The organism is Bradyrhizobium genosp. L (assembly GCF_015624485.1).
Lineage (GTDB): Bacteria > Pseudomonadota > Alphaproteobacteria > Rhizobiales > Xanthobacteraceae > Bradyrhizobium.
This window is the reverse complement of the sequence record NZ_CP061378.1, coordinates 2,884,977-2,903,722: the sequence shown is the minus strand read 5'-3', so window position 1 is coordinate 2,903,722 and position 18,746 is coordinate 2,884,977. Positions and strand designations below refer to the sequence as shown.

Below are 18,746 nucleotides of genomic sequence, written 5' to 3'. Positions count from 1 at the left end.
CTTTACGATCTCACTGCGATTGGGCGACAAGCGGGCACTGGCTTTCCGACAGCGGCTGCGCAGCTTCGGATGCCGGAATGACCTTCTCGATGGTGTAGTAGTCCCAGGGTTTCTTGACATCGCTCGGCGACTTGATGCTCGCCATGTAGAACGGATGCATCAGCCAGCCGTCGGCGCGCACCGAGCCGTTCTCGACATACATGTCGTTGACCGGCAGCTTCCTGATTTCGTCGGCGACCTTCAGGCCGTCCAGCGTCTTGGCGGCCGCCACGGCCTTCAGGTAGTGCAGCGTGCCCGAATAGACCGCCGCCTGATCCATGGTCGGCATCGCGTGATGCTGCCTATAGAAGCGCTCCGACCAGGCCCGGGTCTCGTCGTTGCGATCCCAATAGAACGGCGTCGCAAAGGTCAATCCCTGGACGTTCGAAATGCCCAGCGCATGCACGTTGGTGATGTAAGTCAAGGGCACCACGATGTGCTGGCCGCGCTCGGCGAGGCCGAACTCCTTGGCCTGCTTCAGCGCGTTGGTGGTGTCCTCGGCCGCGGAGATCAGCCAGATCACCTTTGCCTTGGACGACTGCGCCTGCAGCAGGAACGAGCTGAAATCCGGGTTGTTCTGCGGGAATCGCACCGAGCCCAGCACCTTGCCGCCGGCCGCCTTGATGGCGTTCGCCGCGGCATCTTCCATCGCCTTGCCGAAGGAATAATCGGCCGAGAGGAAGAAGAAGGTGTCGAGCCCGCGCTCGATCAGCGGCTTCGGCAGCGGCGCCGAGATCGCATAGGCGTTGAGTGACCAGGAGAAGGCGGTCGCCGCGCAAGCCTGCTGCGTGATCGCCGGTGAGCCGGTGACGCCGTGAATGACGATCTTGTTGCGCGACCGCGCCAGCTCCTGCACCGCGAGCGCCACCGCCGACTGCGCGACGTCGACGATGACATCGGCGCCACCATTGTCGAACCAGTTGCGGGCGATCGCAGCGCCGACGTCCGGCTTAGCCTGATGATCGCCGGAGACCACCTCGATCGACCGACCCAGCACCTTGCCGCCGAAATCCTCCACCGCCATCTTGGCGGCGAGCACCGACCCCGGCCCCATGATATCGCGGTACATGCCGGACATGTCGGTGAGCACGCCGATCTTCACCGGCTGCGCGTCCTCTGCCTGAACAGACGTCCCGAATGCGCCGCCGATCACGAGCGCGATGGCCGCAAGTGTTGTTCGTATCCTCGCCATGATATTCCTCGACCCCTCCCCTTATGGGCCGGCATGCATGTGCCGGCCTCTTTGCTTCAGATGACCCGCCTGGACTTCAACTCGTCGAGCCGCGGCCCGGACAGCCCGAGCAGCCCGCCATAGATCTCCTCGTTGTTCTGGCCGAGGGTCGGCGACGGCGCGGTGTATCCCTTGTGGGTTCGGCTCATCTTGATCGGGAAGCCGGCACCGATGACGCGCTGCTGCACCGTCTCGGTCGGATGCTCGACCGCCTGCAGCATGTCGCGGGCACCGAGATGCTCCCAGGCGAGGATGTCGTCGATATCGCGGATCGGGCTGGCGGCGACGTCGCCCTTGTTGAGCGCCTCGATCGCCTCCGCCGTGGTGCGGGCGCGCGACCATTCGGTGACGATGGCATCGATCACGGTATTGTTGCTGACGCGCCAGCCGGTGTTCATGAACTTCTCATCCTGCGCGAGGTCGAGCCTGTCCATTACCCGCAGCAGCAGCAGCCAGTCTTCGTTGGTGGCCGCCCCCAGCGCGATCGCGCCATCGCGCGTCGGATAAGTGTTGAAGGGCGAAAATCGCATGATGCGATTGCCTTGCCGCGGCGCCATGCCCATCTGCGGATAGCAGTCCAGCGGCTCGTCCAGCACCAGCGACAGCAGGCAGTCGGCCATCGCAACGTCGACGAACTGGCCCTGCCCCGAGATACGTTGCTCGGTCAGCGCGGCGAGGATGCCGGAGACGGCGAAGGCGCCCGTGATGCCGTCCGCGAGCGCGGTGCCCGCCTTGCTGGGGCCGCTGTCCGGCGCGCCGGTGATCGACATCAGGCCGCTCGCCGCCTGGATCATCAGATCGTAGGCCTTGAGACGGCGATCCGCGCCGGTCGATCCATAGCCCGTGAGCGCGCAGTGCACGATCGCCGGATTGACCTGCCGGTTCGCCTCATAGTCGATGCCGAGCCGTTCCGCCGCGCCGGGGCGCAGATTCTCGACCAGGATATCCGATTTGCGCAGCAGCGCGCGGAACAGTTCCATGCCCTCGGGATCGCGCATGTTCAGCGTGATCGACTTCTTGGCGCGGCAGCGCTTGAGATAGGCGAGCCCGAGATCGCTGTCGTGCCTGCGATCGAGCGAGACGCCGTCCTTGCCGAGGAATGGCGGCCCGGTCATGGTGGGATCGCCCTGCTCCGGCCCGTCGATGCGGATGACCTCGGCGCCGAACCCCGCCAGCATCAGGGTCGCGAACGGGCCGGAATAGAAGCGCGTCAGATCGAGCACCCGGACGCCGTGCAGCGCGCCTTGCGTCACAGTCCTCGGGTCCGCCATCATCCGAAAATTCCTTCCCGCGCATCGGTCTGTTTGTTGTTTTCATCGTTGACGTCGCGGGCATCTAGGTCAAATCTTTTCCGATCCGGAATTTTGATGCAAGAATGGAATGAATGATGCGAACGCGCCGCCCACGCCAGTTCGAGGTCAGCCTCAAACATCTCCGCGCCGCCAACTCGGTCGCGGTCTATAGCAGCTTTACCGCGGCCGCCGCCGACCTCGGCATGACGCAGTCGGCCGTCAGTCGCTTGGTGCTGCAGCTCGAACGGCAGCTCGGCGTCTCGCTGTTCTTGCGCTCGACCCGCAACGTGATCCTGACCGCGCCCGGTCGCGAGTTCACGGCATCGTCGCAGCGCCTGCTCGCCGATCTCGGCACCCAGGTCGACAACGCCCGCGCGCTCGGCGAGCAGATCAAGGGCCGCCTGATCATCTCCTGCCTGCTGTCACTCACCCATCGCGTGGTGCCCGAGGCCGTGTTGAAGTACCGGAAGGCGCATCCCGGCGTCGAAATCCATCTGCGCGAGGGTCTCGGCAGCGAGGTCTATGAAGACGTCCGCAGCGGCCTCGCCGATTTCGGCGTCGGCAATGTCACCGCGCTCGGCCCGGAGTTCGTCAGCGACGACGCGGTGCAGGAGTCCTGCTTTGCGATCCTGCCCGCCCGCCATCCGCTCTGCAAGAAGAGCACGCTCAGCCTGCGCGAGCTGCGCCACGAGACGTTCGTGTCGCTGCCCACCGGCTCCGGCCTGCGGCAGCAGATCGACAGCGTCGCGACCGCCAATGGCATCGTGCTCAAGCACAGCACGGTCGTCGAGCAGTTCGGCACGCTCTATGATTTCGTCGGCGCCAATGTCGGCATCTCGATCGTTCCGGCCTCGGCGCTGCCGCCGCGCGCGCCGCGTGGCGTCGTCGTCAAGAAGTTGGTCTCGCCGCCGCTGATCCGCAGGATCGGAATCCTGCGGCTGAAAAATCGCCCGCTGACGCCGGCAGCCACCGGATTTCTGGACATTTTCCGCCCGCTGTTTCTCAGCGCGTCGCGGCGGTAGCTGTCCGGAGACCGTCAGGCCTCGCGCAAATAAATCGCAGCTGCCTCTCACATCACTTGATGAGCCACGCGAAGGCACGGCGCAAGAATGCAGGCGCGGCGGTCTCGACCGGTGTACCGTGGGCCATCAGCACCTTTTCGACCGGCCATGCCAGAATGCGCCCCAGCGCTGCCCGCGCCGCGCGGCGGTTGGTGAAGCCGAAGCGAAACTTGCGCGGCACCGACGGCTCTGGCCCCACCATCAAGTCCAGTCTTGCGATCGTTGCCCGCCAGCCCGAGAGCAGTTCGACCGGAATCTGTTGCAGCAGGTCGGTGAACAGCACGGTGCGGCTCCTCACGTGAAAGAACACCACCTCGGTAGTGATCAGATTGCCGTGCACCACCACCTGATCGATCTGCCCGGCCCAATCGGGGCTCGGCATGTCCCGAAGATCGGCATCGAAGGCGATATCCTTGCGTTGCTTGTGCAGGCCAGGCGGGACGTAAAGCACGGCACCGGGATAGGCGCGCTTCCACTCCGCAAGAAAGAGATGATGCAGCGAATTCGGCGCCACGATGTGCCGCACGGGACCGAGCGCATCCACCGCGGCGCCAAGGCTCTCGGTCAGCCGGACCGGCGACCAGATGAATAGGTTCCCGTCAGCCAGCCGGATGACGGCCATCCGGGTCGGATAGTGGAATCCGGCGACAGCAACGCATGGTCCCTCGGCGATCCAGATCTCAAGACCGAACTGCTGCAATGTCGCCATTCGCGACGATCCGTTTGGCGTCGAGCCTCGGTGCGAGCCGCGCCAAAGCTCGTTCCAGATTCCTTTACCATGTTTGCCATGACAGTCACAGACGGCGGCAATGGTCTGGATTCCAGTTTCCGTGCTGAAGGATGGCGGAGGTCCGGTTTACGTAACCTTAGACGATTTCAATCAGATATCGCGAGGGACACGGCATACGCGGACACCTATGAACCGGCAGATATCGCAGGACGCGTCGCAAGACTTGCCACGGGGCTCGGGCTCGCTGTCGGTGCTGCGTGACGCCGACTGGCTGACGGCCGACCGCGTCACCGCCTTCACCCGCGTGCTGCTGGTGCTGATGATCGGCGCGGTCGCGAGCATCCCGTGGGCTGCGCCGACCATGGAGGTCGGCCACGATTTCGCGGCGTTCTGGACCGCAGGCCGGCTCGCGTTCGCAGGCCATGCCGGCGATGCCTATGGCGATGCGGGCCGCGCCGCCGTTGCCGCCGTGCTCGGTGACAAAACCTACGCGCCGTTCTTCTATCCGCCGACCGCGCTGCTGGTCTGGTTGCCCTTCGCGCTGCTGCCGTTTGCGGCGGCAGCGTCCGTCTGGATCACCGCGACTGGCGCCGCTTACTCCGCCGCGGTGCGAGCCATGCTCAGGGGCGGCTCAGTCGTGCCGGCGCTCGCCTTCCCGGCCGCCTGGGTGTGCGCGCTGTTCGGACAGAACTCGCTGTTCTCGGCCGGCCTGCTCGGCGGATCCGCGCTCACGCTCGACCGCTATCCCGTCGCCGCCGGCGTGCTGATCGGCTGCCTCACCTTCAAGCCGCAAATCGCCTTCCTTGCCCCGCTCGTGCTGATCGTGACGCGGCGCTGGCGCGCGCTCGCTGCGGCGGTCGCAACGACACTGGTGCTGGTCGCGGCAGCCACCGCGCTGTTCGGCATCGACGCCTGGGTGGGATTCATCAACGTCCTGCCCCAGGCCAGCGCCTGGAACATCGGCGGCGCACCCGGCTTCGAGAAATTCGCCAGCCTCTATGCTGGTGTCCGCCTGCTCGGTGGCTCCAGCGACACCGCCTGGCTGGTGCAGCTTGTGACCGCTGCCGCCGTAATTGTCGCGCTGGTGCTGACATTGCGAACCCGGCCCGGCGGCGCCGCCGAGATCGCGCTGATGACGGCCGTGACAGGCCTGTGCGTGCCGTTCTTCGGCAATTACGAGATGGTGATCCTGGCAATCCCGGGCGCGTGGCTGGCCGCGCAGGCGATCGCACGTGGCTGGCTGCCGTATGAACGCGTCACGCTCGCCGCGCTCTATCTCACGCCTTTCGCCATGGTGCCAGCGGGCGCCAACGGCGTGCCGCTCGGCCCGATCGCAATCATGGGACTGACCCTGCTGGTGGCTCGCCGTATCAGGCATCTGCCGCCGTCGTGACGGGGGACAAGCGGCACCAAATACTCAGCGTCGTCCCCGCGAAGGCCGGGACCCATTACCACTGAAGGTCATTTTTGTACGGCTCTGGGGCCGCAGTCTTCCTTAACGACTCAATCCTGTGGTTATGGGTCCCGACCTTCGCCGGGACGACACCGTTGTTGTTGCAGCAGCCTACCCACCCTCCGTCAAGATCGCCTGCTTCACCGCGTGCCAGCTCGCTTCACCGGGCGCACACAACAACCCACCTGTCGTGTTGACCGGCTTGTACGGCGATCCGTCGAAATGCGCGCTATAGCCCCCGGCCTCGCGATGCAGCAGCCAGCCGGCCGCATGATCCCACGGCATCAGCTTGTTGTAGAACAGCAGGTGGCAATGCCCCGATGCCGCCAGCCGATATTCGTGCGCGGCGCAGCGCAGCCACGCCGTCATGCCAAGCTTGGAGATGTTGCCGACCACGGTGGTGCGCAGCGGCTCGGGCAGGAAGTTGACGCCGATCACGCCGTCCATCTCCTTGACCGGCACCGCGGCTGCGACCTTGAGATCGTGGCGCTTGCCGTCGGGCATCTCGAGCCAGGCGCCCTCGCCGCGCAGCGCGAACGCGGTGTCGTTGCAGACGGGATCGTGGATCGCACCGAACACGATCTCGCCGCGCATGGTGGCGGCCACCATGCTGCCGAACAGCGGCAGGCTGGAGGTGAAATTGCGCGTGCCATCGATCGGGTCGATGATGAAGGCGAGTTCCGCGGTCCCGACCTGATCGAGCGCCGCCGGGTCACGCGACGTGCCCTCCTCGCCGATGATGGCAGCACCCGGAAACGCGCGCAGCAGCGCTGCCGCGATCGCCTCCTCGGCCTTCTCATCGGCCTCGGTGACCACGTCGAAGGCGGAGGTCTTGGTGCGGACCTCGATCTCCCGCACGCGACGGAACCGCGGCATGATCTCGGTGCGGCCGACCTCGGCAAGGATTTGTCCTATGTTCAGCGCATCGGCATGGGACAGTTTCACGCGGCGTTCTCCCTCATTGATTCGGGAGCCTACCGCAGAAATGTGACCGCGTGTTCGGCTCAGCGTCGCTGGTTGTAGACATCGATGCAGACGGCGCCGAGCAGCACCAGGCCCTTGATGACCTGCTGGTAATCGATGCCGATGCCGAGGATCGACATGCCGTTGTTCATCACGCCCATGATCATGGCGCCGACCACCGCTCCGCCGACACGGCCGACGCCGCCATAGGCCGAGGCACCGCCGATGAAGCAGGCGGCGATCACGTCGAGCTCGAAGCCAAGCCCGGCCTTCGGCGTCGCCGTGTTGAGCCGCGCGGCGAACACGAGACCAGCGAGCGCCGCGAGCACGCCCATGTTGACGAAGGTAAAGAAGGTCAGCCGCTCGGTCTTGACGCCCGACAGCTTCGCCGCCTTGGCATTGCCACCGACCGCATAGATCTGCCGGCCGATCACGGTGCGCCGCGTGACAAAACCATAGAGTGCAATCAGCGCCGTCATGATGACAAGCACGTTGGGCAGGCCGCGATGCGAGGCGATCAGATAGGTGAAGTAGAGCACCGCGCCCGCCAGCGCCACGCTCTTGGCGACGAAGAACACATAAGGCTCGACCGAGATGCCGTGCGACAACTCGCGCGCACGGGTCTTGGCGCTTGCCAGCACCAGCGCGAAGGCAAGCACGATGCCGATCAGGAGCGAGGTCGGATACAGCGTGCCGGCGCTCGGAAACAACTCCGGGATGAAGCCCGACGACAATTTCTGGAAGGTCGACGGGAACGGCCCGAGCGACTGGCCCTGCAGCACCGCGAGCGCCAGGCCCTTGAACACCAGCATGCCGGCCAAGGTCACGATGAAAGACGGAATGCCGAAATAGGCCACCCAGTAGCCCTGCGCCGCTCCGATCGCGGCGCCGACCACGAGGCAGGCGACGAAGGCGATCGGGTAGCTGACGTGGTAGCGCACCATCAAGACGGCCGCGACCGCGCCGACGAAGCCCGCGACCGATCCGACCGAAAGATCGATGTGCCCGGTGACGATCACCAGCAACATGCCGAGCGCCATGATCACGATGTAGCTATTCTGCAGCACGAGGTTGGTGAGGTTGAGCGGCTGCAGCAGCGTACCGTCGGTCACGATCTCGAAGAACAGCATGATCGCAAGCAGCGACAGCAGCATGCCGTAGTTGCGCAGATTGTTCTTGATGAAACCGGTATGCGTCGGAACCTCGGGAAGTGACACCGTCTTATCGGTCATTGTGCCGCTCCTTGCAGCGCCGCGCCGGCGCCGGGCATCCTGACATTGCGCATGATGGCGCGCATGATCTTCTCCTGCGTGGCGTCGGCGGCCGCGAACTCGCCGACGAAGGCGCCGTCATTCATGACGCAGATCCGGTCGCAAATGCCGAGCAGTTCCGGCATTTCCGACGAGATCACCACGACGCCCTTGCCGGCCTCCGCGAGCTCGTTGATGATACAGTAAATCTCGTATTTGGCCCCGACATCGATGCCTCGCGTCGGTTCGTCCAGCAGCAGCACCTTGGGGTCGGTCATCAGCCACTTCGACAGCACCACCTTCTGCTGGTTGCCGCCGGAGAGCTGGCCGGTCTCCTGATAGACGTCGGAACAGCGGATCCGCATCCGGCTGCGGTAGTCGCTCGCGGCCTTCAGCTCGACCAGGTCGTCGATCACGCCGCGCTCGGCGACCTGGCGAAGGCTCGACAGCGTGACGTTCTTGCGGACGTCGTGGCCGAGGATCAGCCCGAGCTGCTTGCGGTCCTCGGTGACGTAGGCAAGCCCAGCGTCGATCGCCGCCGGCACGCTGGACAGATCAGGCTCGCGTCCGTCGAGACGGACCTTGCCGGAGATGTTGGTGCCCCAGGCGCGGCCGAATAGGCTCATCGCGAATTCGGTGCGGCCGGCGCCCATCAGGCCGGCGATGCCGATCACCTCGCCGCGGCGCACGGTGAAATCGACGTTCCGGATCACCTGCCGCGCGGTGTGCAGCGGATGATGCACCGACCAGTTCGCGACCGTCAGCACGGGATCGCCGATCGCGACATTGCGCTCCGGGAAGCGATGCGCGAGATCGCGATTGACCATGCTGCGGATGATGCGGTCCTCCTCGATCTTTTCGGTACTGCAATCGAGGCTGTCGACGGTGCGGCCGTCGCGCAGCACCGTGATGCGGTCAGCGACGCGGGCGACCTCGTTGAGCTTGTGCGAGATCAGGATCGAGGCGATGCCCTGCTCGCGGAACGTCATCAGCCGCTCCAGCAGCGCCGCACTGTCGGCCTCATTGAGGCTCGCGGTCGGCTCGTCGAGGATCAGGAGCTTGACCCGCTTGGACAGCGCCTTGGCGATCTCGACCAGCTGCTGCTTGCCGACGCCGAGATCGGTGACCAGCGTATCCGGCTGCTCCCGCAGGCCGACCTGCGCGAGCAGCTCCGCGGTGCGACGGTACACCGTGTTGCGATCGATCACGCCGAACCGGGATGGCGGATGGGACAGGAAGATGTTCTCGGCGATCGACATCTGCGGGATCAGCGCCAGCTCCTGGTGGATGATGATGATCCCCAGCGCTTCGGAGTCGTTGATGTCGCGGAACCGGCGCTCTTCGCCGTCGAACACGATCGACCCTTCGTAGCTGCCGGCGGGGTACACCCCGCTCAGCACCTTCATCAGGGTCGACTTGCCGGCACCGTTCTCGCCGACTAGCGCATGGATCTGGCCGGCCTCCACGGTGAAGCTGACGTCGCGCAGCGCCTGCACGCCGGCAAAGCTCTTGCTGACGCCGCGCATCTCAAGCATTGCCGTCATCGCATCACGTCCCGCAGCGCGGTATCCAGTTCGCTCGAAATCGCCCTACTCGAATTGCGACTTCTTGTAGTAGCCGCTGTCAACCAGGACTTTCTCCCAATTGGTCTTGTCCACCACAACCGGCTTCAGCAGATAGGAGGGAACCACCTTGACGCCGTTGTTGTAGGACTTGGTGTCGTTGACGGCGACCTCCTTCTTGTTCAGCACCGCATCGACCATGTCGGCCGTCACCTTGGCGAGGTCGCGGGTATCCTTGAAGATGGTCGAATACTGCTCGCCGCGCAGCATCGCCTTGATCGAGGGAACCTCGGCGTCCTGGCCGGAGATGTAGGGCATCGGCTGATCCTTGCTGCCGTAGCCGACGCCCTTCAGCGACGAGATGATGCCGATCGACAGGCCGTCATAGGGCGACAGCACCGCATCGACGCGCTTCTTGCCGTAGAAGGCACTGAGCAGATTGTCCATCCGCGCCTGTGCGGTCGCGCCGTCCCAGCGAAGGGTGGCGACCTTGTCCATGCCCATCTGGCCGCTGGCGACGACGAGCTTGCCGCTGTCGATGTAGGGCTTCAGCACCGACATCGCGCCGTTGTAGAAGAAATAGGCGTTGTTGTCGTCGGGCGAGCCGCCGAACAATTCGATGTTGAAGGGCCCCTTGCCGTCCTTCAGGCCAAGCCCGTTCACGATCGACTGCGCCTGCAGCACGCCGACCTGGAAATTATCGAAGGTCGCGTAATAGTCGACGTTGGGCGTGTCGCGGATCAGGCGGTCATAGGCGATCACGGTGATCCCTTGCGCCTTGGCCTGCTTCAGCGCATCCGACAGCGTGGTGCCGTCGATCGCCGCGATCACCAGCACCTTGGCGCCCTTGGTCACCATGTTCTCGACCTGGGAGAGCTGGTTCGGGATGTCGTCTTCGGCATATTGCAGGTCGGTGCCGTAGCCACGGTCCTTCAGCACCTTGACCATGTTGTTGCCGTCATCGATCCAGCGCGCCGAGGATTTGGTCGGCATCGCGATCCCGATGGTCGGTTTGCTCTGGGCGAGCGCGCCCGATGGTGCGCCGGCGAAGCCCGCCAGCGCGAGCGCAAACAATGTGGTCCTCAACCCAAACATGCGTCACTCCCTTTCTTGTTGAATTGTTTCTATCGCCGGCCACCGGTCGCCTGCCCGCCGCATCCTATGCGCCACCGTCACACCTGGAAGTTGCGAAAATGTGATGCAGCCATTGCCATCGCCAATGCTCGCCTTCGCGACCAGCCAATCCACGAACCGCCCGCCGGGTTCAGCGGGACGCGAGAGGATGCAGTGAAGCAGGCGCAGGAATGGCGTTGGCAATCATGAGGCGCGGTCTCCCGAGGTCGTTCGTGCGCGCCAGCTGCCGCGGATCGCGGTGTTCTGGCACCCCTTGGCCACCCTCTTGCGGGGTGAAGCCGTACTATTTCACGGAAGGGATGCCTCGACTAGTCATATTATTTGACTATTTAGCGGCCGCGAGAGGTCACGCCCGGCAAGCGGTACCTCAGTAGTCGACCTGAGAGAGATCATCGACGACCAAGAGAGCCCCGGTCAAATCGTCGTCGTGGAAATACGCGCTGCGGGTGACGACAACGGGAATGCCGGCCCGCGATGCAGCGACGAGTCCGTTGCCGGAATCCTCGATGGCGATGCAATCCGCCGGCCTGAGCGCGAGCCGCGCGAGCACGGCGTCGTAGACATCGGGCGCCGGCTTCTTGCGTGGAACGTCGTCGCCGGCAACGATCGTCTCGAACAGATCGGCCCAGTCCAGCCCCAGCGCAACCGACAGCAGCGCATCGATATTGCCGTGCGAGGTGGTCGTGGCGATCGCCAGACGCTGGCCCCGGCGGCGCGCGCTGGAAAGCCAGCTCCACACGCCGGGCCGGAGCGGGCAGCCGCCGGCCGCGATCAGCGCGGCGTAGCGCGCGGTCTTGACCCGGTGCAATGCGGCGATCTCGGCAAAGCTCAGCAATGGAACCGCGTTGCGCTGATCGAATGCGCGGATGCGCTCCTTGCCGCCGGCGACCCGAAGCAGCCGCGCATAGGTCGGCCGGTCCCAGAACCAGTCGAGCCCCGCTTCGGCGAACGCCTCGTTGAAGGACTGGCGATGCACCTCCTCGGTCTCGGCGAGCGTGCCGTCGACATCGAAGATCAACGCGCGGGCGCTCGCAATGATGTCCCGCATCCCACCGGACCGGATCGCTGCGAGCGCCTGGTTCATCGCCCCTCGCCCGCTGGCTTGGAAAACACGCGGCTCGCCAGCACATCACCGGCCTCGATCGACATCACGTCGTCGGCGGTCAGCGTGCGGTCGAGCTTGGCCACGATCCGGTTGGCCTGGCGCAGCCGGATGCGATCGAGCGCGTTGCGGATCGAGCGGGCATTGGAGAACAGCGGCTGCGTCTTGCGCGCGGCGATGTAGCGGACGAAGGCCTCGCGTGCCTCAGGAGAAAGACGATAATTCTGCTGCTGCAGCATCAGTTCGGCGATCCACAATAGCTCGGCATCGGAATAGTCGGGGAAGTCGACATGATGCGCGATCCGCGAGCGGAACCCCGGATTGCTCTGGAAGAATTTTTCCATGCGGTCGCCGTAGCCGGCCAGGATCACCACCATGTCCTCGCGCTGCTGCTCCATCACCTGGAGCAGGATCTCGATCGCCTCCTGGCCGTAGTCGCGCTCGTTCTCGGGACGGTAGAGATAATAGGCTTCGTCGATGAACAGCACGCCGCCCATCGCCTTCTTCAGGATCTCCTTGGTCTTCGGCGCGGTGTGGCCGATATATTGCCCGACCAGGTCGTCGCGCGTGACGCTGATGACGTGGCCGCGGCGCACGAAGCCGAGCTTGTGCAGGATACCGGCCATCCGCAGCGCCACCGTGGTCTTGCCGGTGCCGGGATTGCCGGTGAACGACATGTGCAGGGTCGGAAACGTCGTCGCCAGCGCCATCTTCTGCCGGATGCGCTCGACCAGAAGCAGCGAGGCGATCTCGCGGATCCGGGTCTTCACCGGCTTCAACCCGATCAATTCGGAATCGAGCTGGTCGAGCACGGCGCCGATGCCGAGATCGGCGAATTCGTGCCGGAGATCGATGGTCTCGGGCGGTTTCTCAAGGGTCTGTTCTTGTGCTTGCGTCATCCTGCTCTCTTATCGAAAAGCTCCGTCGCCGCGCGGCAGCGACGACGGAGAGGTGCATCCGGACCAGGACGGCCGAGGGAGCAATCCGCCTGGCTTGAGCCGGATGCGGTCACTGATCTCGGTAGCGCTCGCCCTCGGGTCGAGCAGCGGCATAGGCGTGGGTCGAATGGCGCAGGTTGCGGCCGACGGTCTCCTGGCGATCGAGCCGGAAGCCCGGCTCCTCGCGCGGCCGGTTGACGATGAAGGACAGCCGCACCGACTCCCAGCCAGGACTGGAATCGAAGCCGGAGATCCGGATGTAACGGTCGCCATAGACGCGCCGGCAGTCGGCCAACTCCTTCATGATCCCGGCGGCATCGCGCAAGTCGAACATCGGCAGGCCCCACATCTCCCAATAGGTATTGCGGGGATGCGGATCGTCGGTGAACTCGATGTTCACCGCAAAGCCCTTGTCGAGACAGTATTGCACCTGCGCTGCGATCTGCTCGTCGGTAAGATCGGGCAGAAACGAGAAGCAGCCTTGGGTAACGCGCATGAGAACCTCCTGTCAGACCGCCATGCTCGGCGTGGGAACGAAGTCGGGGGCATCGGTCGACTCGTAATTGAAGGTGACGTCCTTCCAGATATCGAGCGCTTCGCGCAGCGGCGTGCAGGTCAGCGCAGCCTTGGCCAGGATCTCCGGCCCTTCATGGACGTAGTCGCGGCCCTCGTTGCGGGCGAGGATCATGGCTTCCAGCGCGACGCGGTTGGCGGTGGCGCCGGCCTGGATACCGCGGGGATGGCCGATGGTGCCGCCGCCGAATTGCAGCACGACGTCCTCGCCGAGCAGGTCGAGCAACTGATGCATCTGGCCGGCATGGATGCCGCCGGAGGCGACCGGCATCAGCCTGTTGAGGCTCGCCCAGTTCTGATCGAAGAACACGCCATGCTCGAGCTGCAACGGGTTGAAGTCCTCGCGGCAGATGTCGTAGTAGCCGCGCGTGGTGTTCGGATCGCCCTCGAGCTTGCCGACCACGGTGCCGGCATGGATGTGATCGACGCCGGCAAGCCGCATCCACTTGGCGATGACGCGGAACGAAACGCCGTGGCTGCGCTGCCGCGTGTAGGTCGAGTGACCGGCGCGGTGCAGATGCAGGATCATGTTGTTCCTGCGCGCCCATTTCGCCATCGACTGGATCGCCGTGTAACCGATCACGAGGTCGATCATGACGATGTTGGAGCCGAGCTCATGCGCGAATTCGGCGCGCTCGTACATGTCCTCCATCGTCGCCGCGGTGACGTTGAGATAGGTGCCCTTGATCTCGCCGGTCGCGGCCTGCGCGCGGTTGACCGCCTCCATGCAGTAGAGGAAGCGCTCGCGCCAGTGCATGAAGGGCTGCGAGTTGATGTTCTCGTCGTCCTTGGTGAAATCCAGCCCGCCTTTCAGCGCTTCATAGACGACACGGCCATAGTTGCGGCCGGACAGGCCGAGTTTCGGCTTCACGGTGGCGCCGAGCAAGGGACGGCCGAACTTGTCGAGCCGCTCGCGCTCCACCACGATGCCGGTCGCGGGGCCCTGGAACGTCTTCACATAGGCGACCGGCAGCCGCATGTCCTCGAGGCGCAGCGCCTTCAGCGGCTTGAAGCCGAACACGTTACCGATGATCGACGCCGTCAGGTTCGCGATCGAGCCCGGCTCGAACAGATCGATGTCGTAGGCGATGTAGGCGAAATAGCTGCCCGGCGAGTTCGGCACCGGATCGACCCGATAGCACTTCGCGCGGTATTTTTCCGCGGCGGTCAGCCGGTCGGTCCACACCACGGTCCAGGTCGCGGTCGAGGATTCGCCCGCCACCGCGGCGCAGGCTTCGGTCGGATCGACGCCATCCTGCGGCGTGACGCGAAACAGCGCGATGACGTCGGTGTCCTTGGGCTCGTAGTTCGGCTCCCAATAGCCCATCCTCTTGTATTCCATCACGCCGGACTTGTAGCGATCCTTGCCGCGCACCGTGATCGACTGCTGAATATTCATCTGTGTCTCCTGTCGTTGGTCGCGGCCGGCTCAAGCGGCCTGGGTCATGTTTCCGATCTGGGGGTCGAGCGCGCCGGCGCGGTAGCGCCGCGCCATCTCCGGCAGCGGCACGACGTTGATCCTTGCGGCATTGCCGGCCGTGCCGAACTGTTCGAAGCGGTCGCGGCAGAGCTCGCGCAGCGCATCCATCGCGGGCTTCAGGAACTTGCGCGGATCGAACTCGCTCCTCGACTGCGTCGCGACCTTGCGGAAGGCAGCGGCCATCGCGAGGCGGCAATCGGTGTCGATATTGACCTTGCGCACACCGTGCTTGATGCCGCGGACGATCTCCTCGACCGGCACGCCCCAGGTCTGCGGCATCTCGCCGCCGAACGCGTTGAACATGTCCTGCAGCGGCTGCGGCACCGAGGACGAGCCGTGCATCACCAGATGCGTACTCGGCAGGCGCGCGTGGATCTCCTCGACCACACGCATCGCCAAAATCTCGCCGTCGGGCCGGCGCGTGAATTTGTAGGCGCCGTGCGAGGTGCCCATCGCAATCGCCAGCGCATCGACCTTGGTGGCGCGGACGAAATCGACGGCCTGGTCGGGATCGGTGAGCAGCTGGTCGTGGCTGATCTTGCCCTCGACGCCGTGACCATCCTCCTGCTCGCCGCCGCCATGCTCGAGCGAGCCGAGCACGCCGAGCTCGCCTTCGACGGAGGCGCCGACCCAGTGCGCCATCTCGACGACGCGGCGGGTGATGCCGACGTTGTAGTCATAATCCGCCGCGGTCTTGGCGTCGGCCTTCAGCGAGCCGTCCATCATGACGGAGGTGAAGCCGTGGCGGATCGCGGTGGCGCAGGTCGCCTCCTCGTTGCCGTGGTCGAGATGCAGGCAGAGCGGGATCTGCGGATACATCGCCTCCAGCGCATCGATCATCTTCGCCAGCATGATGTCGTTGGCATAGGCCCGCGCGCCACGCGAGGCCTGGATGATCACCGGCGCATCGCAGGCAGCCGCCGCCTCCATGATGGCGAGGCCCTGCTCCATGTTGTTGATGTTGAAGGCCGGCACGCCGTAGCCGCGCTCGGCGGCGTGATCCAGCAATTGCCTCAGGGTTATCCGTGCCATGGTGGCGTCCTCCTTTCAGTTCGATTGATCGATCACGCGCTTCGCCGCGTCTGCGACCGCCGCCGGCGTGATGCCGAACTCGCGGTAGAGCATGTCGGCCGGTGCAGAGGCGCCGAAGCCGGTCATGCCGACGAATTCGCCGTGCTCGCCGAGCCAGCGCGCCCAATCACCTTCGACGGCGGCTTCGACGCCGACACGCGGGGCATCGCCCAGCACGTGAGCGCGGTAGTCGCGCGGCTGCTGGCGGAACAGGTCGAAGCACGGCGCCGAGACGACCGCGGCCTTCACCCCTGTTTCCACCAGCAGCGTTGCGGCCTCGAGCGCGATCGCCACCTCCGAACCCGTCGCAATCAGGGTGACGTCACGTCCGAGGGCCGGCTCGACCAACACGTAGGCGCCGAGCGCGACCTGGTTGTCCTTGGTTGTGTCGCGCACCGTCGGCAGCGCCTGCCGCGACAGGCAAAGGATCGACGGCGAGGTCTCGGCCTTCAGCGCGCAATCCCAGGCTTCCGCGGTCTCGACCGCATCGGCGGGGCGAAACACCAGCAGGTTCGGGATCGCGCGCAGTGCGGCCAGATGCTCGACCGGCTGATGCGTCGGCCCGTCCTCGCCGAGCCCGATCGAGTCATGGGTCATCACATGGACAACGCGGATGCCCATCAGCGCCGCAAGGCGGATCGCCGGCCGGCTGTAATCGGCGAAGCAGAGGAATGTGCCGCCATAGGGAATGAAGCCGCCATGCAGGGCGATGCCGTTCATCGCCGCGGCCATGCCATGCTCACGGATGCCGTAGTGGATGTAATTGCCGTCGAGTGTCTCCGGCCGCACCGGCGTTTGCGTCTTCGCCATGGTGAGGTTCGAATGCGTCAGATCCGCCGAGCCGCCGAGCAGGTTCGGCAAGGCGCTCGCGATCACGTCGATGACCTGCTGCGATGCCTGCCGCGTCGCAAGCTTCGGTCGTTCGGTGGTGAAGCGCGTCGTCAGCTTCGCCATCGCCTCGGCATAGGCACATGGTAATTTCCGGTTCAGCGCGTCGTGGAACGGCGATCGCTCGCCATTGCAGGCGCGGCGCGAGCGCTCGATCCAGGCACGCCGCGCATCGCTGCCGCGCGCGCCGACGTCGCGCCATTCGGTCAGCACCGCATCCGGAATCTCGAATGGCTGATAGGGCCAGCCCAGCGCAGCGCGGGTCTTCTGGGTCTCGTCGGCGCCGAGCGGCGCGCCGTGAACCTTCTCGCTGCCCTGCCGGTTCGGCGCGCCGAAACCGATCACCGTGCGGCAGGCAATCAGCGAGGGCCGATCGCTCGCCTTTGCCTGCCCGAGCGCGGCGGCGATCGCGACCGGGTCGTGGCCGTCGATGCTGCAGACATCCCAGCCGCTGGCCTTGAACCGTGCGATCTGGTCGTCCGAGCAGGACAGCGAGGTGGCGCCGTCGATCGAGATATGGTTGTCGTCGAACAGCACGATCAGCCGGTTCAGCCTGAGATGACCGGCGAGCGAGATCGCCTCGTGGCTGATGCCCTCCATCAGGCAACCGTCGCCCGCGATCACATAGGTGAAGTGGTCGACGAGGTCGTCGCCGAAGCGCGCATTCATCAACCGCTCGGCGAGCGCCATGCCGACCGCGGTCGCGATCCCCTGCCCCAGCGGCCCGGTCGTGGTCTCGACACCAGGTGTATGGCCGTACTCAGGATGTCCCGGCGTCTTGGATCCCCATTGCCTGAAGGCCTTGAGCTGCTCGAGCGTCACGCCCTCATAGCCGGTCAAATGCAGCAGCGCGTAGAGCAGCATCGAGCCGTGGCCGGCCGATAGCACAAAACGGTCGCGGTCGGGCCAGGCAGGGTCTGCCGGATCGAACTTCAGGAAATCCTGGAACAGCACGGTCGCGACGTCGGCCATGCCCATCGGCATGCCGGGGTGGCCGGATTTCGCTTGCTCGACGGCGTCGATGGCGAGGAAGCGGATCGCGTTGGCCATCTCGGCATAGCCGACGTCGGCGCGCGGGCGGCTGGCCAGGTGCGCAAGTGCGGTCATATCGTTCGCCTCTTTCGTTCGATCAGTTGCAGGATCAGCGGAGTGAGGATGAGCTGCATCGCGAGGTCGAGCTTGGCGCCATGAATCACGATCGAGTTGGCGCGCGACATGAAGCTTCCCGGGATCATCGACAGCAGATAGGGGAAATCGATGCCGCGCGGGTTGCGCAGCCGGATCACCACCATCGATTCATCGGGAGTCGGAATCCAGCGCGCGATGAACGGGTTCGAGGTGTCAACCGTCGGCACACGCTGGAAGTTGATGTCGGTCTCGGTGAACTGCGGGCAGATGTAGTTCACATAGTCGGGCATCCGGCGCAGGATGGTGTCGGTCACCGCCTCGGTGGAATAGCCGCGATGGCTGCGGTCGCGGTGCAGCTTCTGGATCCATTCGAGATTGATGACCGGCACGACGCCGATCTTCAGGTCGGCATGCTGCGCGACATTGACCTTGTCGGTGACGACGGCACCGTGCAGCCCCTCGTAGAACAAGAGATCGGAATTCTCCGGCAGCGCCTCCCATGCCGTGAAGGTGCCGGGCTTGGCGCCATAAAGCCGCGACTCCTCCTCGTCATGCACGTAGTGCCGTGTCGTTCCGTTGCCGGTCTCGGCATAGTCGCTGAACAGCTTCTCCAGCTCCTCGAACAGATTGGTCTCGGGGCTGAAATGGCTGAAATTCTTGTCACCACGCTCGGCCTTCTCCAGCATCTTGCTGCGCATCTCGGTGCGGTCGTAGCGATGGAACGCATCGCCCTCGATGTATGCGGCAACCACATTCTCGCGACGGAAGATGTTCTCGAACGTCTTCTTCACCGAGGTGGTGCCGGCGCCGGACGAACCGGTGATGGAGATGATGGGATGTCGACGTGACAT

Annotated in this window: 16 protein-coding genes; 2 read left to right on the top strand and 14 right to left on the bottom strand. The window is 65.0% G+C overall.

The features are described from left to right. Positions 1 to 10 precede the first annotated feature (10 nt). Positions 11 to 1,231, bottom strand: a complete 1,221-nt coding sequence (locus IC762_RS13450; protein ID WP_195789255.1) for an ABC transporter substrate-binding protein — start codon at positions 1,229 to 1,231, stop codon at positions 11 to 13. Between the two features lie 56 nt (positions 1,232 to 1,287). Next, a complete protein-coding gene (locus IC762_RS13445) occupies positions 1,288 to 2,544 on the bottom strand; it encodes a CaiB/BaiF CoA transferase family protein (protein WP_210338436.1) in 1,257 nt (418 codons plus the stop codon). A gap of 113 nt (positions 2,545 to 2,657) precedes the next feature. Here IC762_RS13445 and IC762_RS13440 point away from each other — a divergent pair, with 113 nt between their 5' ends. Beyond that, entirely contained in the window at positions 2,658 to 3,584 is a 927-nt protein-coding gene (locus IC762_RS13440) for a LysR family transcriptional regulator (protein WP_195789253.1), read from the top strand. Between the two features lie 52 nt (positions 3,585 to 3,636). Here the strand turns inward: IC762_RS13440 and IC762_RS13435 are convergent, their stop codons facing one another. After that, a complete protein-coding gene (locus IC762_RS13435; protein ID WP_195789252.1) occupies positions 3,637 to 4,332 on the bottom strand; it encodes a DUF4336 domain-containing protein in 696 nt (231 codons plus the stop codon). A gap of 244 nt (positions 4,333 to 4,576) precedes the next feature. On the opposite strand from IC762_RS13435, the gene IC762_RS13430 reads away from it, so the two are divergent. After that, the gene (locus tag IC762_RS13430) at positions 4,577 to 5,746 is read left to right on the top strand and encodes a glycosyltransferase family 87 protein (RefSeq protein ID WP_195789251.1); all 1,170 of its coding nucleotides are present in this window, start codon (positions 4,577 to 4,579) and stop codon (positions 5,744 to 5,746) included. Between the two features lie 171 nt (positions 5,747 to 5,917). Here the strand turns inward: IC762_RS13430 and IC762_RS13425 are convergent, their stop codons facing one another. The 11 genes from IC762_RS13425 to IC762_RS13375 all read right to left on the bottom strand — a co-directional run bounded on the left by IC762_RS13425 (position 5,918) and on the right by IC762_RS13375 (position 18,746). Next, positions 5,918 to 6,751: an inositol monophosphatase family protein gene (locus IC762_RS13425; RefSeq protein ID WP_246801552.1), complete on the bottom strand. Its 834-nt coding sequence runs from the start codon at positions 6,749 to 6,751 to the stop codon at positions 5,918 to 5,920. 59 nt (positions 6,752 to 6,810) lie between these two features. Further along, positions 6,811 to 8,001 (bottom strand): multiple monosaccharide ABC transporter permease, encoded by a 1,191-nt coding sequence (mmsB, locus tag IC762_RS13420; protein ID WP_195789250.1) that lies wholly within the window; start codon positions 7,999 to 8,001, stop codon positions 6,811 to 6,813. Beyond that, positions 7,998 to 9,563, bottom strand: coding sequence for a multiple monosaccharide ABC transporter ATP-binding protein (gene mmsA, locus IC762_RS13415; RefSeq protein ID WP_195789249.1), 1,566 nt, complete (start codon positions 9,561 to 9,563; stop codon positions 7,998 to 8,000). Before mmsA ends, mmsB begins: the two co-directional genes overlap by 4 nt. Positions 9,564 to 9,608: 45 nt before the next feature. Further along, complete coding sequence (gene chvE / locus IC762_RS13410; protein ID WP_195789248.1) at positions 9,609 to 10,676, bottom strand: multiple monosaccharide ABC transporter substrate-binding protein; 1,068 nt, start codon at positions 10,674 to 10,676, stop codon at positions 9,609 to 9,611. Between the two features lie 406 nt (positions 10,677 to 11,082). Continuing rightward, a complete protein-coding gene (locus tag IC762_RS13405) occupies positions 11,083 to 11,799 on the bottom strand; it encodes an HAD family hydrolase (protein WP_195789247.1) in 717 nt (238 codons plus the stop codon). Continuing rightward, positions 11,796 to 12,716: a CbbX protein gene (gene cbbX, locus IC762_RS13400; RefSeq protein ID WP_195789246.1), complete on the bottom strand. Its 921-nt coding sequence runs from the start codon at positions 12,714 to 12,716 to the stop codon at positions 11,796 to 11,798. Before cbbX ends, IC762_RS13405 begins: the two co-directional genes overlap by 4 nt. 109 nt (positions 12,717 to 12,825) lie before the next feature. Continuing rightward, the gene (locus tag IC762_RS13395; protein ID WP_195789245.1) at positions 12,826 to 13,251 is read right to left on the bottom strand and encodes a ribulose bisphosphate carboxylase small subunit; all 426 of its coding nucleotides are present in this window, start codon (positions 13,249 to 13,251) and stop codon (positions 12,826 to 12,828) included. Between the two features lie 12 nt (positions 13,252 to 13,263). Continuing rightward, the gene (locus IC762_RS13390; protein WP_195789244.1) at positions 13,264 to 14,727 is read right to left on the bottom strand and encodes a form I ribulose bisphosphate carboxylase large subunit; all 1,464 of its coding nucleotides are present in this window, start codon (positions 14,725 to 14,727) and stop codon (positions 13,264 to 13,266) included. A gap of 30 nt (positions 14,728 to 14,757) precedes the next feature. Continuing rightward, positions 14,758 to 15,840, bottom strand: coding sequence for a class II fructose-bisphosphate aldolase (gene fba / locus IC762_RS13385; RefSeq protein ID WP_195789243.1), 1,083 nt, complete (start codon positions 15,838 to 15,840; stop codon positions 14,758 to 14,760). A 15-nt stretch (positions 15,841 to 15,855) separates the two neighbouring features. Continuing rightward, positions 15,856 to 17,874, bottom strand: coding sequence for a transketolase (gene tkt / locus IC762_RS13380; RefSeq protein ID WP_195789242.1), 2,019 nt, complete (start codon positions 17,872 to 17,874; stop codon positions 15,856 to 15,858). After that, positions 17,871 to 18,746: a phosphoribulokinase gene (locus IC762_RS13375; protein ID WP_195789241.1), complete on the bottom strand. Its 876-nt coding sequence runs from the start codon at positions 18,744 to 18,746 to the stop codon at positions 17,871 to 17,873. Before IC762_RS13375 ends, tkt begins: the two co-directional genes overlap by 4 nt.

What these genes read in the sequence shown, in the direction of transcription:
- IC762_RS13450 (WP_195789255.1), bottom strand. Translation starts at nt 1,231, where the DNA reads ATGGCGAGGATACGAACAACACTTGCGGCCATCGCGCTCGTGATCGGC.
- IC762_RS13445 (WP_210338436.1), bottom strand. Translation starts at nt 2,544, where the DNA reads ATGATGGCGGACCCGAGGACTGTGACGCAAGGCGCGCTGCACGGCGTC.
- IC762_RS13440 (WP_195789253.1), top strand. Translation starts at nt 2,658, where the DNA reads ATGCGAACGCGCCGCCCACGCCAGTTCGAGGTCAGCCTCAAACATCTC.
- IC762_RS13435 (WP_195789252.1), bottom strand. Translation starts at nt 4,332, where the DNA reads ATGGCGACATTGCAGCAGTTCGGTCTTGAGATCTGGATCGCCGAGGGA.
- mmsB (WP_195789250.1), bottom strand. Translation starts at nt 8,001, where the DNA reads ATGACCGATAAGACGGTGTCACTTCCCGAGGTTCCGACGCATACCGGT.
- mmsA (WP_195789249.1), bottom strand. Translation starts at nt 9,563, where the DNA reads ATGACGGCAATGCTTGAGATGCGCGGCGTCAGCAAGAGCTTTGCCGGC.
- chvE (WP_195789248.1), bottom strand. Translation starts at nt 10,676, where the DNA reads ATGTTTGGGTTGAGGACCACATTGTTTGCGCTCGCGCTGGCGGGCTTC.
- IC762_RS13405 (WP_195789247.1), bottom strand. Translation starts at nt 11,799, where the DNA reads ATGAACCAGGCGCTCGCAGCGATCCGGTCCGGTGGGATGCGGGACATC.
- cbbX (WP_195789246.1), bottom strand. Translation starts at nt 12,716, where the DNA reads ATGACGCAAGCACAAGAACAGACCCTTGAGAAACCGCCCGAGACCATC.
- IC762_RS13395 (WP_195789245.1), bottom strand. Translation starts at nt 13,251, where the DNA reads ATGCGCGTTACCCAAGGCTGCTTCTCGTTTCTGCCCGATCTTACCGAC.
- IC762_RS13390 (WP_195789244.1), bottom strand. Translation starts at nt 14,727, where the DNA reads ATGAATATTCAGCAGTCGATCACGGTGCGCGGCAAGGATCGCTACAAG.
- fba (WP_195789243.1), bottom strand. Translation starts at nt 15,840, where the DNA reads ATGGCACGGATAACCCTGAGGCAATTGCTGGATCACGCCGCCGAGCGC.
- tkt (WP_195789242.1), bottom strand. Translation starts at nt 17,874, where the DNA reads ATGACCGCACTTGCGCACCTGGCCAGCCGCCCGCGCGCCGACGTCGGC.
- IC762_RS13375 (WP_195789241.1), bottom strand. Translation starts at nt 18,746, where the DNA reads ATGTCACGTCGACATCCCATCATCTCCATCACCGGTTCGTCCGGCGCC.